Here is a 15,220-nt window from a genome sequence, read left to right on the forward strand (position 1 = left end):
GAAAGGAGGGGAATGAAGATTTTAAAATGGATGAGACCCAATGAAAACAATGGTGAGGGATGAAGTTTAGATTGCTGTATGATTTAGAGCAGCAGGAGTCTGTAAAGAAGACGCTCCTGAAGTCGGCCGAGGATCTGATAAGCCATTATGATATTTATGATGCCCCGGTAATAACAGACCTGGATCCGGGTGAACCTTTACTGCTATACCTTTCAGATCATCAGTTGAAAGAACTGGTGCCGGGTCTTGCCGGCATGGGTGTCAGGATTGCTGTTATCCCGCACCCCGGTGCCAGACAGTTATGCATCGGTATGGGGGTTGATACGAACCTGTCGAAGGCTCTTGACCATCTCAGGGATGCTCCCAAACCGGTAAAGACTGATCTGCTTTTCTGCAATGGCATCCCGATATTCAACAACATGGTCGTGGGCCAGACATTCAGGCTGACCAGCGAGGATGTGGCAAAGAAGGAGGGTTTCTGGAACAGGAGGCTGGGTTTCCTGACCAGGTTTCTTAACATACGACCCTTCCGGGTGGATGTGGAGCTTCCGAACGACCGCAAAATTAAAACCTCCGTAGCCGGTATAGTCGTGTCTGAACACCGGAAAAGCTCACTGCTCAGCAGGATGGTTCTGGAAGACTCATCCATAAGTGACGGCCGGATGCACGCCTTCCTTATTAGTCCACGTTCCGTTTCAGAAATGATCCACTCCGCTTTCCGCTCACTGTGGGATAAGAACAAGCTGCCCCCCTTTGGCGCTCACATAAAGACATCTCGTATCCGGTTTTCTTTTCCCGATGGAGAAAGAGACTTGCTTATTGATAAGGTAAAGCACTCTGCAAGTGATATTGAGCTTACAATTGGTGAGAAGCAGGTTGAAATATTTCCGGGGGCCTACCTTGAAGTGCCAGAGGCATCCCGGGAGGGTGCTGATATATTCCGGACCAGTGCATTGCCTTCGGGAGAGGCTGCCCAGGCGCTTGCAGAACGTAAACTGTCTTTCATAAGGCATGCTTCATCAGAGGAGTTCAAGGATCTTTTCCAGGTACTGAGGGATAATGCCCGACTCAAGAACTCCTATCTTGTGCTGATGGTCCTTTCGACACTGATCGCCACCTTCGGACTTTTTGCCAACTCAACACCTGTGGTGATAGGGGCCATGATACTTGCTCCGCTGATGTCGCCTATCATCTCGCTCAGCATGGGGGCGCTCAGACAGGATAAAAATATAATAACCACCAGTGTGAGTACGATACTGGCCGGACTGGGTATTGCTTTTCTGGCAGCCGTTCTGCTTACATTGATTACCCCTATACAATCGGCCGGTTCGGAGATACTGGCGCGGACAAGGCCTAACCTGCTTGATCTTGGTATTGCTGTGGTGTCGGGAATTGCAGGTGCCTATGCCCATGCCCGTGAGGAGGTTGCTAAGACTCTTGCTGGTGTGGCTATCGCTGTGGCCCTGATACCCCCGCTGGCGGTGGCGGCGATCGGTATAGGCTGGTGGGACTTGCCGGTATTTACCGGTGCTGCTCTTCTGCTTCTAACAAACCTTGCCGGTATAGTGCTTGCGGGATCGATAACCTTCATGCTGCTCGGGTTCAGTCCCCTGCGGCTTGCAACAAAGGGTATCTTTATCTCCCTTGCAGTGGTTGCCGCGTTAAGTGTTCCGCTGGCCCTGGGGTTCAACCAGATGGTGAGGGAACACAGGATCATAAAGCAGCTCGAGGGTATGCAGACAGAGCTTGCAGTGATAAGGGATGTAAAGGTGCAGAGGCTGGCTCCCCTGAGAATTTCATTAATGCTTGTTTCGGGCAGTGCTGTTACCGAGGACTATATTGACAGTATAAAAGAGCTTGTGGAGAAAGAAGTTGGGCATGAGGTGGAGATAGAGGTTGTTACTGCCATATCCAGATAGGCAGGCGGTTATTAGGCCCAATGTCTTTGCTAATTTGCTTATTGTCCGGTATTTCTTAAATTACCATAATGAAAGAGAGTGAAAAACGTGCCCTGTTACAGCGTGCCGGAATTGCAAAGATTGCGCTTGAGCCCTTTGCTGTCGGGGGAGATATGCCGGATGCGATCGAGCATATAGCTGAGGTGCTTTCCGAGACCATTGATGTTGCACGTACCGGTATCTGGCAGTTGTCAGATACCAGAACTGAATTGAAATCCCTCACGGTCTACGAACGTGGCAAAGGCAAACATACACGGGGGGAAATATTGAAGACCGGGGTATTCCCTTCCTATTTCAGGGCCATGATGACCGAAACCCGCATATATGCCGAAGATGCACAAAATGATCTGCGGACCGCTGAACTTGCAGATTCATATCTTAAACCACTGGGTATATCATCTTTACTTGATTCAGGAATAATATCAGAAGGAAGGCTTATTGGGGTTGTGTGCTGTGAACATACCGGTCCGGTAAGGAATTGGCACCCTGATGAGGAAGCCTTTGTAAGCACTGTTGCATCCATGGTAGCTCAGTTGTTCGTAAACCATGAGCGCAGGCTTGCTGAGAAAACCCTGGAAGAGAGCGAAAAGAAATACCGTTCACTTACCAATCAGCTTCCGGTGGGTGTCTACCGGACCACGACCGATGGCCAGCTGGTTTTTGCAAACCCGGCCCTCGTGAGAATGCTCGGTTACGGATCGGTGGAGGAGCTGTTGCAGCTCAACGTCAGCCAGCTGTATGTCAATCCTTCTGAAAGGGAAAAGCAGTTCAAGGCAAAAGAGTATAACGATAAGGTTGTGCAGAGTGAGTTCCGTCTGTGGAGGAAATCGGGCGAACAGATATGGGTTAAGGATAACAGCAGGCTATTGCTTGACAGCAATGGCAAGCCTGAATATTTTGACGGTGTACTTGAAGATATTACCGGTCAGAAAGCTTCGGAGAAAGCTTTGCTCGAAGCTAAAGAAAAGGCGGAGGAATCGGACCGCCTTAAATCGATGTTTCTTGCAAACATCAGCCACGAGGTAAGGACACCAATGAATGCTATTACCGGTTTTCTGGAGCTGCTGAAAAGCTCCGGCATGACCATTGATGAGCTGAAAAAGCACGTCAATATAATTGATCAGGGTGCTCAAAGGTTGATGTCAACTATCAATGACATTGTCGAGATATCAAGGATAGAATCAGGGCATGTTGAAATTGTCCTTTCTGAAGTTTCCGTTTCGGATATGATGAGTTATCATTACGATTTTTTCAGGCAGGATAGTGTCAGCAAGGGTATTGAATTCAGGTTGACAGACAAGTCAGTCGATGAGGTATCAACCATAATTACAGACAGGCACAAACTGGACAGCATCCTTACCAATCTCCTTATCAATGCGCTTAAATTTACTCCTGAAGGGGGATATGTTGAGTTTGGCAATTACAGGGAAGATGACTTGCTGGTATTATATGTAAGGGATACGGGCATTGGTATACCTGTTGATCAGCAAGATATCATTTTCGAACGTTTTGTGCAGGTGAAGATGGATGGCGGGAGGTCTTATGAGGGATCGGGGCTCGGACTTGCCATTTCCCGTGCATATGCAGGCATGATTGATGGCGAGATAAGGGTTGAATCATCAGAAGGAACGGGAAGCACCTTCTATTTGCGGGTACCTTTGGTTCTTGAAAAGAAAACAGGTGAATATATTGATACAGCATGATAATGGCTTTTATTAAAATGATATTCTCATGATTAAGGTTTTTGTTTTTAAACAGGGAATTTTTGCCGTTGGCTTTGCAATGCTGCTGATCGTATCCTGCCGTGATGGCTCAGTGGATGATACGGTAAACGGATATAACGACTTCCGGTTTCTTGAAGTGAACATTGAACGCATTCAACAAGGTTATGACGACGGCGAATTTTTAGTTACCGATGTTGTAAATGCATTTCTGGACAGGATAGAGAAGATTGACAGGAACGGCCCGGCACTGAATTCAATAATAACCGTCAATCCTGAAGCCCTTGCTATAGCATATGAACTTGACACCGAGCTGGCCGCGGGCAATAAAAGGGGACCAATGCATGGTATCCCCGTTGTTTTGAAGGATAATATCGACACAAGTGACAAGATGCCCACTACAGCGGGATCAAGGGCTCTTGAAGGCTCTTTCCCACTTAATGATAGTTTTGTAGCCAAAAAACTGCGTGAAGCCGGGGCTGTGATAATAGGCAAGGCCAACCTCAGCGAATGGGCAAACTTCAGGGGTGAACTTTCAACCAGCGGATGGAGCGGGTTCGGGGGGCAGACCAGGAACCCATATGTAACAGACCGTAATCCCTGCGGTTCCAGCTCGGGATCGGCGGTCGCCGTATCAGCCAACCTTGCAGTGGTTGCCATTGGTACCGAAACCAACGGTTCCATTGTGTGCCCATCACATGCAACCGGGATTGTGGGGATAAAGCCGACAGTGGGACTGGTAAGCAGGTCGGGCATAATTCCGATATCATGGTCAATGGACATTGCAGGGCCAATGGCACGCAATGTAAGGGATGCAGCCATAACCCTCGGGGTACTGGCCGGACCTGACCCGGAGGATCAGTCTACACAGGAACCTGATATACCGTACCATGACGATTATACCCGGTTTCTGAATGAGAATGGTATAGAGGGTAAAAGGATCGGCTTTTTCAGGGCGCCCCTGGGGAGAAACTTCAAGGTCGATTCACTTATGTATGAGGCGGTGGAGTTTTTTAAGAGCAGAGGAGCAGAGATAATAGAGATAGAATCTATTACAGCTCCGAATACGGGTTCGCATGCATACAGGGTCATGCTGTTCGAATACAGGGAGGGGCTGAACAGCTATTTTGAGTCACTCGGACCCGGTGCGCCTGTCAAAAGCCTTGATGAACTGATAGAGTTCAACAGGAATGATTCCCTGACCTTAAGATACTTTAACCAGAGGTACCTTGAACTGGCAAATGAGACAGGGGGTACCGGTTCATCCGAATATGCAGACGCGCTGAGGGCAATGCGAAGCGGCAGCCGGGAAGATGGAATAGACCGGGTCATGGACGAGCATGACCTTCATGCCATTATTGCTCCGACCGGCAGTCCCGCCTGGAAAACCGATCTGGTGAACGGTGACAGTTTTCAGCTTGGGAGCTCCTCGCCGGCAGCCCAGGCTGGATATCCCAATATAACACTTCCGATGGGGTCGGTCGACGGGTTGCCTGTAGGTTTATCAATATTCGGCAGGGCATACAGTGAACCGCTGCTGCTGGAAATAGCCTATTCATATGAAAGGGGAACCATGCACAGGCTGGTTCCCCGGTTTCTTGAGACTGACTGATTATATACTGCAAATCTTCAATGGTAACGGACCGGCATTGTGTCAATGCCAGGAAGGTTACCCGCAAGCGATCCTTCAGGGCATGATTCCGGCCGGAATCCCGCTTAAAGGCTTTATTTCGACGCTCTTTACAAAAAGTTCGGCGCCCTCTGACTGGATCTGGATCTTGCCTGAGGTCAGGGGCTGTACCTGCCCGTTTTCCCAGGTACCGGTATTATGGTTAACCATTACAGTAACACCGTTTACAACGTGAACAGCAGTTCTTCCGTAGGTGTAGAGTTCAATAGTGTTCCATTGCCCCAGGGGGTTTTCATTGTCGGGGTTTTTCCTTACATGGCGGCCGTTTGCATGGGCCCCGAAGGTAAGCCTCTCTGCTCCCGGAGTATAGACAAACTGTCCCAGTTCTTCGTCCCTGACAGCTTCCGTCTCTACAGTAGTATTCTCCATAAGATAATTGTCACCCAGGCTCTGGTGCATCATCTGGAACTCGATGTTCGGCATCCATGTCCCAAAAGCCACTCCGAATTCACCAAAGCTATGGTACAGCAAACCGCTGTTACGGCGGGAGAATACTTCGTCACCCCACCTGAAAACTAATCTCAGGTGATAATTTTCGTAGGATTCTTTGGTGGCAAGAGATCCGTTGATAACTCCGGAGATCCGGATCACGTTATCGCCGTTGTCTTCCACTACCGAAAAAACCTCCTCAATAGTGGCGGCCTCGGCAAGATGGTCCCAGTCGGACCCCAGGGATGAGCCAAGATACATATCCCAGTTAGACAGGTCATTGCCGTTGAAAAGTTGCTCCCATTGTTGTTCTCTCTGGCAAGCACTGAATATAAGGCTTATACCTGCAATAATTGTAAATAGAAAAAGTGTTCTTTTCATATAATAATAGTTTTAAAAAGTTTTTGATTGCCGAAGATATTGTTTTTTTCTCAAATAGTATATTTGCCAGTAAGTTATTAAATCCATATTTTGAAAAGCCAAGGAAAAATAGTTGAGTACACCATGGAGCCAGGTCGCGTGCATTTGGTATTTTTTATTATGGTACTTCCTGTGATAATTGTTTTCTCTGCACCGTATGTTGTTTTTTGGGGTTTTACTGCTTTGTACCAGGGATTAGTGTTCTTCCTTCTCTACTTCCTGCCACTGGTTATTGCAGGGATATTTGTCCATGAACTCCTGCACGCGACAGGGTGGAGCTTCTTTACCACAAGAGGAATAAGGTCTGTAAAATTCGGTTTCAGCTGGAAATTCCTGGCTCCCTACTGCCATTGCAGGGAACCGCTCAGGTCCCCGCACTACGCGATAGGTACCGGATTGCCGCTTATTGTACTTGGAGTGCTGCCGGGTATCATAGGTATTGTCCTCGGGCAGGGCAGTCTGGTAATTTTCGGAATAGTGTTTACATGGACCGCTGTGGGCGATATCATCACCCTGTATATGCTGAGGAATATTGGCAGGGATGTCATGGTATATGATCATCCCGATAAAATGGGGTTCTTTATCAGACAGGGATCGTGAGAACCGGGACCCCGAATGGTAAACAGGTTGTAGATTGCCTGCACGCAGGTGGACGGTCTCTTTGCCGGATTATTGTCGGTATTGATCGCATGACCACTTGCCGGCGGCGGTATATTGCATGACCGGTACCCGGTCATTCGACCAGCTCGCGGATATCTCTTATGACTTCATTTGTGGCTGAACGGACTTCCTGTATAACTGCTGAGGTGTTATCGATAACATCATTCCATGTATCAAGGGTTGCCTCGTCAATGTACACAAGCTCCTGTTCAATTAGTTTCTTCTGTTCCTCCAGGGCTTCCTTTGCTTCCTCAAGTTTAGCTTCGGCATCTCCTTCTGCCTCCTTAATGTGGCCTTCAAGGAATTCTATCCTCTCTTCAAGGTCATGGAGGATATCATTCAGGTTTTCAACCGTACTCTCTTTGACCTCGTTCAACTGCTCCTGCCTTACCCTGTCGGCAGAGCCGCCACCGCATGATCCAAAGACCATAGCCAGCATTATAAACAGTGCGGCCAGCCCGACAGGTGTGCCATTCATAATGGTATTACGCTCTTTTATCAACTTCATAACTATAAAGGTTTAATAAACTGTATATTAGTTGTAACCGCTAAAATAATAAAAATCTGTCACTTAGCAAAATTTAAAGTTTATATATTAATAACCTGCAGCCTGTCCGTCCTTTCTGGATTCTGATGCTCCGTAGTAAACTTCGTTAACCGGGTCCCACATTATTGCCTGGTATCCGCCAAAAGGGCCTACCGCCCACTGTAACCTGTGCCCCCTTTCAATAAGTCCGCGGATTGTCTCCCAGGGGAAGCCCGACTCGAGCATAACCACCCCTCCGTCAGTCATCCGCTGTCCGGTTGGCTCTGATGAACCCGAATGCTGTATCCTGGGCGCATCGCCTGCCTCCTGCAGGTTCATGCCGAAATCGATCATATTCACAACTATCTGTGCGTGTCCCTGTGGCTGCATGGCACCGCCCATTACCCCGAAGCTTATCCAGGGCCGGCCGTCTTTGGTGATGAATCCGGGAATAATGGTGTGGAAAGGCCTTTTGCCGGGTTCATAGGTATTAAAGTAACCCTCTTTGAGTGTAAATCCCTCACCCCGGTTCTGTAAAACAAAACCCAGCTGGGGAGGCGTCATTCCGCTTCCCATTCCCCTGTAATTACTTTGAATGAGAGAGACCATATTACCGTGCCTGTCGGCCGTTGTCAGGTAAATAGTGCTGGGTACCTCCATCATGCCCGGGTCATACCTGCGCGCTGCCCTGTCGGGATTAATAAGGCTGCGCCTTTCATCTGCATATTCTTTTGATATGAGTCTTTCTACGGGGACGGGACTGAAGTCCGGGTCAGCATAATAGTGGGCCCTGTCTTCAAAAGCCAGTTTTTTGGCTTCCACGAAAGTGTGGATGTATTCAGGACTGTAAAGGCCCATTGATGCGATGTCGTATCCTTCAAGTATATTGAGTATCTGGAGTACGGCAATTCCCTGTCCGTTCGGAGGCAGCTGCCAGACATCATATCCCCTGTAGTTTGCTGATACCGGATCGATCCATTCGGAGGTGTGCGAAGCCATGTCTTCGTAGCTCAGGAAGCCTCCGTTCTCATGAATATACTTTTCAATTGTACGGGCTATTTCTCCCTTGTAAAAGGCGTCGCGCCCTTCTGTGGCAATGATCTCGTAAGTATTTGCCAGCCAGGGGTTGCGGAAGATCTCGCCCTTGGCAGGCATTCTGCCTTCAGGCATGTAGGTTTCGCTGAAGTTGGGATAACGGCCCAGTCTCCCGACCGACCGTTCAAGGTAGTAAGCTATAAGTTCAGTTACGGGGAAGCCATTGCGGCCATATTCTATTGCAGGCTTGAGGATATCTTCCATGCCCAGCATCCCGAACTTGCCGTGCATCTCGAACCAGCCGTCTACAGTCCCCGGCACACTCACCGAAAGAGCTCCCGATGTGGGTATGTAATCGTATCCGTTCTCAATAAAATATTCTCTTGAGAGGTTTCGGGGACTGCGGCCGCTGGCATTTAATCCGTGAAGTTTGCCGCTTTCGGCATCCCAGATAATGGCAAAAAGATCGCCTCCAATTCCGCAACCGGTGGGTTCCATAAGACCCAGCATTGCATTTGCCGCTATGGCTGCATCCACAGCGCTGCCGCCCATTTTCAGGATGTCGAGTGCCGCCTGTGTTGCCAGGGGATGGCTCGTTGCAGCCATGCCGTTCTGGGCAATGACCTCCGACCTGGTGGCGAAATTATACCCTGTTATGCGATCCTGTGCTCCGGCGGCATGAACCATTACCAAAAACGAAACTGCGAAAATCATCAGGCTTTTAATTTTGTCTCTTTCCATTTTTTATGAGGGTTGTGGGGTTAGGATATGATGAACTTAATATATCTGCTAAAATAAACATTATTGAAAATCCGGCGAACTCCTGTAACATAATTGTGCCGGTTTTAGCATTGGTCAATGCCTGCCGGCGATCTCTTTCAATCGTTTGAGCCGGGGGTGTTTTATGCTGGTTACATCCAAAAAAAAAACTATTTTTGTGCCTGCATTGCAAAACATAAGAAATTTTCGAATTTACCTAATATACAATGGAATACTTTTCAGATCAGATGGCCAATGCCCATATCCTTAACCAGTTTTGGCTGACATTTCTGCTTGTTATCTCAATGGTGCTTGTGTCGCGTACCTTTGTGGCAGGCACAAGGTATTCTCCCATTCTGATAATCGTTGTTTTCGGACTGATAATGGGGTATGTGCTTGTGAATACCGGGATGGGGACTCCCGGCCTGGGTGAGTTTCCCATTGTGGACTTCACCAGCAGGGTTACTATCACAGCATTGATTGCATCATTCTTTGTAGGAGGGCAGGAGATAAGAAAACTCATTTCCAACAAAGAGATAGATAAAACCGATATAGTTGTGCCCTCAGACGAAGAGATGTTCCTTGGAACAAAGTTTACGCAGTTCATGTTTCTTATCCGCTCCTTTTTTGTGCTTATAGGCATAGAGTCTATGAAGAGGGTAATAATAGGTTATAACAACAATGAGCCTCTTGATGCATTCTATCCGCTTCTGGGCTACCTTGGACTTGTTGGTTCGATTATTTTGATAGACTACCGTGCCAAGATCACCAATAAGCCGGTTTATATAAGGAAAGGCATTTTTGAGACTGCAATCATCCTGGGAATTCTTGTATTTTCATGGCATCTTTCCGGCTGGATACGCCCGGTGATAGCGTTGCCTGAGATATTCTTCGCGATGATACTGTCAGTCTCAATAGGGCTGATGATGCCGGACTGGAAGTTCGGGCCTACAATAAGATCTCTGCTTTTTGCAGGAATACCTGTGGTTCTCGCTGCAAATTTCATGGTGGGTGGATCAAGGATAGCCGATGCTTTTACGCTTAGTGGCATGACATCGGTACTCTCTTTCGGGTTCTTCGGACAGCTGTTGTGGATGTTTGGGGGACTTGCCATTTTGATTTTTCTTGGCAAGGCCAATCACATGAGAAACCTTGCACCCGGGATGGCAGGCTCACTTTCCCACAGTGGCCTTACCGGAGCCTGTACTGCAGGTGACCTGGGTCCTGATGCACAGTTCAGGGCGCCCATCATGATCAACATCCCCTTTATAGGACATATCTTTGTGTTTTCTATCCTGGCCGCCAGTGCTACGGCAGGAAAGCTGCTGATACCATACACTCTGCTTGTGGTGGCAGCCGGAATTGGACTTACCGCATGGGCGCTGCGCACGTTGAGTAAGGCAAACAACAAAGAGACTCTGGAGATAAGGGGGCTGATGATATTCTCACTTGGCTGGCAGCTGGTTGCAGTTTTCGGCGGATTGCTCATACTGAACCTGGGTGGCATGGGCCTTAATGATTCGGTGATGGCAAATGCTTCGGCCATATCGCATTTCGGTTTGTTTGCTGCAATCCAGGGAGGGATGTTCGGCGAGCAGGCTTCAGGGCTTATAGCATTTGTCTTTGCAATGCCCTTCCTGGTGCACCCGCTTGTATTTGGCATTTTCGGAAAAACGGCTGAGAATGACGGCGTAATGCCCACAAAAATTGTCTTCCTCCTGGCAGCGCTGGGAATTCTTGGTGTAACCTACGCTTTGATCTTTTAACCTTCAAATAGAGATATATTTCGAACAATTTTATGTAAATTTGAGTACCTGTCCGCTTCTGCATGGTGGACAGGTTTTAATTTTGAAGACTATTTACTTATCAGGATTCAACCACGTAAAATTTTTTATCATGACAAAGCTGATACTTAACAAACTCGACTACCTGAGAATTCAGAAGTGTATTGAAGATGCAAAACAGTTAAAATCGATTACAGCAGTTGAGGCTGAAAGCCTTATGAAAGAGTTGAATTCTGCTGATATTATGGAACCTGAGAAGATACCAGCAAACGTGGTTACCATGAACTCAGAAGTCAGGATCAGTTTTCTGAATACAAACAAGCAGATACAGTTTAAAATAGTTTATCCGAGAGAAGCCAACGTTAAAGAGAACAAGATCTCCATTTTTTCACCAATTGCCACGGCACTCATTGGATACAAGGTAGGGGACGAAGTTGAGTGGATAGTTCCTGCCGGCCTGACCCGTATCAGAATAGATGAAATTGTTTACCAGCCTGAAGCTTCGGGAGAATACAACCTCTGATCCCACAGGCCTGGTATGATTCCGTGCTATTTGCAGGGTACTGATTACCCGGGTCTGGAGGTTTTTTAAAAAATCCGTTTCTGAACAACTTACAGGGTTGTTTGTTTAAGATATAAATTTTAATCTTGAACTAAAAATGAAAAATTTTCTTATAGTAGGAGCATCATCCGGAATAGGCAGGGAGCTTGCCACGATACTAAACCGGGAGGGGAACAAGGTCTATGCAACTTACCGTAATAATCCGGTTAACCCTGAAGATAACGATGTTGAATATCATTTTTTGGATATTGAAGCAGATGCACCGGATCTTGATTTCCTGCCCGACAGACTTGACGGACTCGCTTACTGTCCGGGAACGATCAACCTTAAGCCTTTCGTAAGGGTAAAGCCTGAAGATTTTATCGCTGATTTCAATATCCAGGTATTGGGTGCTGTAAAGGTAATACAGGCTGCACTTCCAAAGCTTAAGAAAGCTGAAACGGCTTCAGTGGTGATGTTCTCAACTGTTGCGGTTAAGATGGGATTCAATTTTCACAGCCTTGTTGCCACATCCAAGGGGGCTGTGGAGGGACTTGCACGGTCGCTTGCAGCAGAATTTGCACCAAAAATAAGGGTGAATTGTATTGCTCCCTCAATTACCGATACCCCCCTGGCGTCAGCGCTGCTCAATTCCGACGCAAAACGGGAAGCCAATGCTCAGCGCCACCCCATGAAAAGAGTAGGTTCAGTAAGCGATATCGCACAGATGGCAGCTTTTCTGCTGTCTGACAAATCCGGCTGGATAACCGGCCAGGTTTACGGTGTTGATGGTGGCATTTCCTCACTAAAAGTTAATTAAGGACCGGAACATGAATTTAATCGAATCAGCCGGGAACAGGAATTATTTTACCACAATGTTTACCATGTTGTTAACCCTTGCATTGCTGCTTTTAGCTGCTATACCAACATACGGACAGGAAGAATACAGGGAGTTCTATTCGGAGAGTCTGCGAACGACCAATACAGGCATGTATGTACTTGGAGGCTGGGCAATTACCAATATTGCTACAGGAGCATACGGGTGGTCCCGTTTCGACGGTGATAAAAAGTATTTTCACCAGATGAACCTTTTCTGGAACACGGTAAACCTTTCGATTGCCGGTTTTGCTCTTTACAGTAACTCTATTCTTGATATTTCGGCAATGGGAGCGGATGAGATAATGGACAAACACACCGGCACCGAAAGAATACTGCTTATAAATACCGCACTCAATGTGGGTTATATTGGAACAGGGTTTTTAATGAGACACCTGGCCGGCAGATCAGAGAAACAGAGTGATCTTCTCAAAGGGTACGGTAATTCGGTCATCCTGCAGGGAAGCTTTCTGTTCGTGTTTGACCTTGTACTATACGGGATCCTGAGAAACCAGAGGATTGATTTTATGGAAAATATAAATGTTGCGTTATTACCTGATGGTGCTGCTGTAAGGTTTGTTTTGCCATTATAGATTAAGAAAATGGCTTTTTACCAGTTAAATAAGAAACAGTTCATTCCCTCGACCATTGATGTTGTATGGGAATTTATCTCCAATCCCGGAAACCTGAAGGTTATCACCCCAAAAAAGATGGGATTTGAGATCACCTCCGGAAATCTTACTGAAAAGATGTACCCGGGAATGATAATCACATATAACGTTAAGCCCTTGTGGGGGATAAAGATGAAATGGGTAACCGAAATTACCCATGTCGAAGAAAAACGATATTTTGTAGACGAGCAGAGATCCGGACCCTATTCAATGTGGCACCATCAGCATATAATCGAGCCGGTTGAAGGCGGCGTGATGATGACTGACATTGTCTCCTACAAGCCCCCGCTGGGATTTTTGGGAGCCATTGCCAACGGACTGATTATCCGCAGGCAGCTAAATGGTATTTTTGATTATCGTCAAAAAGCACTGGAAAAGATGTTCGGAAAAGGCGATGCAGATCATCCGGAATAGAAGATCTCCCTTCCCGGGGACGCCTGTTCTCAGCTTAAACTTCAGCCAGGGCACCCCTTTTAAAATCGATATTTTGTACATTTACTCAAAATATTTCGACTAATGATTGTTTTGTACCAGGTTGACGCTTTCGCGGAAAAGTTATTTACAGGCAATCCTGCAGCCGTGTGTCCGCTGGAGAAATGGCTCCCGGATGAGTTGCTTCAGAACATAGCAATGGAGAACAACCTTTCTGAAACGGCCTTTTATGTGAGGTCGGGGGACCGCCACCATATACGATGGTTTACCCCTTCGGTTGAGGTTGAACTGTGCGGCCATGCTACCCTGGCTACCGCATGGGTGCTTTTTAACCTCGAGGGTCACAAGGAAGAGGAGATTACGTTTTTTTCCGCGTTAAGCGGAATACTTAAAGTAAAAAGAGAGGGAGACCGCCTGGCTATGGATTTTCCTGTCGACACGGTTCAGGAGGTGCCTGGGGGTGAAGATGTTGCCGGCTGTTTCAGTCCGCGTCCTTCAGGTGTTTACAGGGGACGGTCTGATTACCTGCTTCTGTTTGATAACGAGGATGATATTGCTGCATTGTCCCCTTCCATGGCTGAGTTGTTGATGATTGATGCAAGGGGCATAATTGTAACAGCAAGGGGCAGGGAGGTCGATTTTGTTTCCCGGTTTTTTGCTCCGCGGGTGGGTGTTGACGAGGATCCTGTCACGGGCTCTGCGCATACTACCCTGGCGCCTTTCTGGGCAGGCCGGCTGGGTAAAACCGAAATGACCGCCAGGCAGCTTTCGAAGAGGGGAGGGGAGCTGGTTTGCCGCTATCTCGGCGACCGGGTTGAAATTAACGGAACCGCCAGGCTTTATATGACAGGAGAGCTGCGCGGACTTGAATGAAAGGAATACAGGTTTGAATTTATTTATAAATACATCTGATTATGAGCAATGTATCCGGAAAGCCCAAGATGTGGTACGAACAGATGTTCGAGGATTATGGTGAAGAATACGACAAGGAAAGCTTCACCAAGGGTACTGTTGGTGAATGTGATTTCATTGAGAAAGAGATCAATCATAACAGGAATGTACGGATACTCGACATCGGGTGCGGGACGGGACGGCATGCGCTGGAGCTTGCCCGCCGGGGATATGATGTAACGGGAATTGATCTGTCAGAAAGACAGATAAGTATAGCCAGAGAAAAAGCCGGGAAAGAGAACCTTGATGTGAGATTTATCAGGGCCGATGCAAGGGAGCTTGACTTTAAAGATGAGTTTGAGCTGGTGATAATGATGTGCGAGGGAGGGTTCCCGCTGATGGAGACTGACGAGATGAATTTCGCTATCCTGCAGAATGCTGCAGATGCCCTGAAAGAAGGAGGCAAATTCATCTTTACAACTCTTAACGGACTTTTCCCTCTTTTCCATTCGGTAAAGGACTTTGTTAATGCCAGTAATGATAAGGGAAATGCCCTGGCTGAATCCTGCAGCTTTGACCTGATGACTTTCAGGGACTATAATATCACCTCCATTATAGATGATAGCGGGCGGAAGATAGAGTATGAATGCAACGAGAGGTACTACACGCCGCCGGAGATCACCTGGCTGCTCAAGTCACTCGGGTTTAAGACCGTTAATATTTTCGGTGCCAGGCTCGGTGCTTTCAGCAGGGATGACAAATTAACGACTGAAGATTTTGAGATGCTGGTTATTGCGGGACTTTAAATTTAACCTAAAACCTGATAA

At 47.4% G+C, this 15,220-nt stretch carries 14 protein-coding genes; 11 read left to right on the forward strand and 3 right to left on the reverse strand.

All coding sequences use genetic code 11. The features are described 5' to 3' along the window. Nucleotides 1-59: 59 nt before the first annotated feature. From EA408_06790 to EA408_06800, 3 genes are all read left to right on the forward strand, one after another. Nucleotides 60-1,919 carry a DUF389 domain-containing protein gene (locus EA408_06790; protein TVR72400.1) on the forward strand — a complete coding sequence of 620 codons (1,860 nt, stop codon included), beginning with the start codon at nt 60-62 and terminating at the stop codon, nt 1,917-1,919. A 68-nt stretch (nt 1,920-1,987) separates the two neighbouring features. Next, nucleotides 1,988-3,661, forward strand: coding sequence for a PAS domain S-box protein (locus EA408_06795; protein ID TVR72401.1), 1,674 nt, complete (start codon nt 1,988-1,990; stop codon nt 3,659-3,661). Nucleotides 3,662-3,689: 28 nt separating this feature from the next. Continuing rightward, complete coding sequence (locus EA408_06800; GenBank protein ID TVR72402.1) at nt 3,690-5,291, forward strand: amidase; 1,602 nt, start codon at nt 3,690-3,692, stop codon at nt 5,289-5,291. Nucleotides 5,292-5,366: 75 nt separating this feature from the next. On the opposite strand, the gene EA408_06805 is transcribed toward EA408_06800, so the two are convergent. Continuing rightward, nucleotides 5,367-6,179 carry a DUF1080 domain-containing protein gene (locus EA408_06805; GenBank protein TVR72403.1) on the reverse strand — a complete coding sequence of 271 codons (813 nt, stop codon included), beginning with the start codon at nt 6,177-6,179 and terminating at the stop codon, nt 5,367-5,369. Between the two features lie 90 nt (nt 6,180-6,269). On the opposite strand from EA408_06805, the gene EA408_06810 reads away from it, so the two are divergent. After that, a complete protein-coding gene (locus tag EA408_06810; GenBank protein TVR72404.1) occupies nt 6,270-6,818 on the forward strand; it encodes a DUF3267 domain-containing protein in 549 nt (182 codons plus the stop codon). Nucleotides 6,819-6,951: 133 nt separating this feature from the next. Here the strand turns inward: EA408_06810 and EA408_06815 are convergent, their stop codons facing one another. Further along, nucleotides 6,952-7,386, reverse strand: a complete 435-nt coding sequence (locus EA408_06815) for a hypothetical protein (GenBank protein ID TVR72405.1) — start codon at nt 7,384-7,386, stop codon at nt 6,952-6,954. A gap of 87 nt (nt 7,387-7,473) precedes the next feature. Next, entirely contained in the window at nt 7,474-9,180 is a 1,707-nt protein-coding gene (ggt, locus tag EA408_06820) for a gamma-glutamyltransferase (protein TVR72406.1), read from the reverse strand. Between the two features lie 245 nt (nt 9,181-9,425). On the opposite strand from ggt, the gene EA408_06825 reads away from it, so the two are divergent. The 7 genes from EA408_06825 to EA408_06855 all read left to right on the forward strand — a co-directional run bounded on the left by EA408_06825 (nt 9,426) and on the right by EA408_06855 (nt 15,199). Continuing rightward, on the forward strand, nt 9,426-10,964 hold the full coding sequence (locus EA408_06825; GenBank protein ID TVR72407.1) for a hypothetical protein: 1,539 nt from the start codon (nt 9,426-9,428) through the stop codon (nt 10,962-10,964). Between the two features lie 130 nt (nt 10,965-11,094). Beyond that, complete coding sequence (locus EA408_06830; GenBank protein TVR72408.1) at nt 11,095-11,505, forward strand: nucleoside diphosphate kinase regulator; 411 nt, start codon at nt 11,095-11,097, stop codon at nt 11,503-11,505. A gap of 136 nt (nt 11,506-11,641) precedes the next feature. Continuing rightward, nucleotides 11,642-12,343 (forward strand): SDR family oxidoreductase, encoded by a 702-nt coding sequence (locus EA408_06835; GenBank protein ID TVR72409.1) that lies wholly within the window; start codon nt 11,642-11,644, stop codon nt 12,341-12,343. 10 nt (nt 12,344-12,353) lie between these two features. After that, a complete protein-coding gene (locus tag EA408_06840; protein ID TVR72410.1) occupies nt 12,354-12,992 on the forward strand; it encodes a hypothetical protein in 639 nt (212 codons plus the stop codon). A 9-nt stretch (nt 12,993-13,001) separates the two neighbouring features. Beyond that, on the forward strand, nt 13,002-13,484 hold the full coding sequence (locus EA408_06845) for a hypothetical protein (GenBank protein TVR72411.1): 483 nt from the start codon (nt 13,002-13,004) through the stop codon (nt 13,482-13,484). A 102-nt stretch (nt 13,485-13,586) separates the two neighbouring features. Continuing rightward, a complete protein-coding gene (locus EA408_06850; GenBank protein TVR72412.1) occupies nt 13,587-14,375 on the forward strand; it encodes a PhzF family phenazine biosynthesis protein in 789 nt (262 codons plus the stop codon). A 68-nt stretch (nt 14,376-14,443) separates the two neighbouring features. Then, entirely contained in the window at nt 14,444-15,199 is a 756-nt protein-coding gene (locus tag EA408_06855; protein ID TVR72438.1) for a class I SAM-dependent methyltransferase, read from the forward strand. Nucleotides 15,200-15,220: the final 21 nt, after the last annotated feature.

Source organism: Marinilabiliales bacterium, assembly GCA_007695015.1.
Classification (GTDB): Bacteria; Bacteroidota; Bacteroidia; order Bacteroidales; family PUMT01; genus PXAP01.

Excerpts from the sequence above, each read along its gene's own strand:
- EA408_06790 (TVR72400.1), top strand. The coding sequence starts at position 60 with ATGAAGTTTAGATTGCTGTATGATTTAGAGCAGCAGGAGTCTGTAAAG.
- EA408_06840 (TVR72410.1), top strand. The coding sequence starts at position 12,354 with ATGAATTTAATCGAATCAGCCGGGAACAGGAATTATTTTACCACAATG.
- EA408_06825 (TVR72407.1), top strand. The coding sequence starts at position 9,426 with ATGGAATACTTTTCAGATCAGATGGCCAATGCCCATATCCTTAACCAG.
- EA408_06855 (TVR72438.1), top strand. The coding sequence starts at position 14,444 with ATGTGGTACGAACAGATGTTCGAGGATTATGGTGAAGAATACGACAAG.
- EA408_06845 (TVR72411.1), top strand. The coding sequence starts at position 13,002 with ATGGCTTTTTACCAGTTAAATAAGAAACAGTTCATTCCCTCGACCATT.
- EA408_06850 (TVR72412.1), top strand. The coding sequence starts at position 13,587 with ATGATTGTTTTGTACCAGGTTGACGCTTTCGCGGAAAAGTTATTTACA.
- EA408_06830 (TVR72408.1), top strand. The coding sequence starts at position 11,095 with ATGACAAAGCTGATACTTAACAAACTCGACTACCTGAGAATTCAGAAG.
- EA408_06815 (TVR72405.1), bottom strand. The coding sequence starts at position 7,386 with ATGAAGTTGATAAAAGAGCGTAATACCATTATGAATGGCACACCTGTC.
- EA408_06835 (TVR72409.1), top strand. The coding sequence starts at position 11,642 with ATGAAAAATTTTCTTATAGTAGGAGCATCATCCGGAATAGGCAGGGAG.
- EA408_06795 (TVR72401.1), top strand. The coding sequence starts at position 1,988 with ATGAAAGAGAGTGAAAAACGTGCCCTGTTACAGCGTGCCGGAATTGCA.
- EA408_06800 (TVR72402.1), top strand. The coding sequence starts at position 3,690 with ATGATTAAGGTTTTTGTTTTTAAACAGGGAATTTTTGCCGTTGGCTTT.
- EA408_06805 (TVR72403.1), bottom strand. The coding sequence starts at position 6,179 with ATGAAAAGAACACTTTTTCTATTTACAATTATTGCAGGTATAAGCCTT.
- ggt (TVR72406.1), bottom strand. The coding sequence starts at position 9,180 with ATGGAAAGAGACAAAATTAAAAGCCTGATGATTTTCGCAGTTTCGTTT.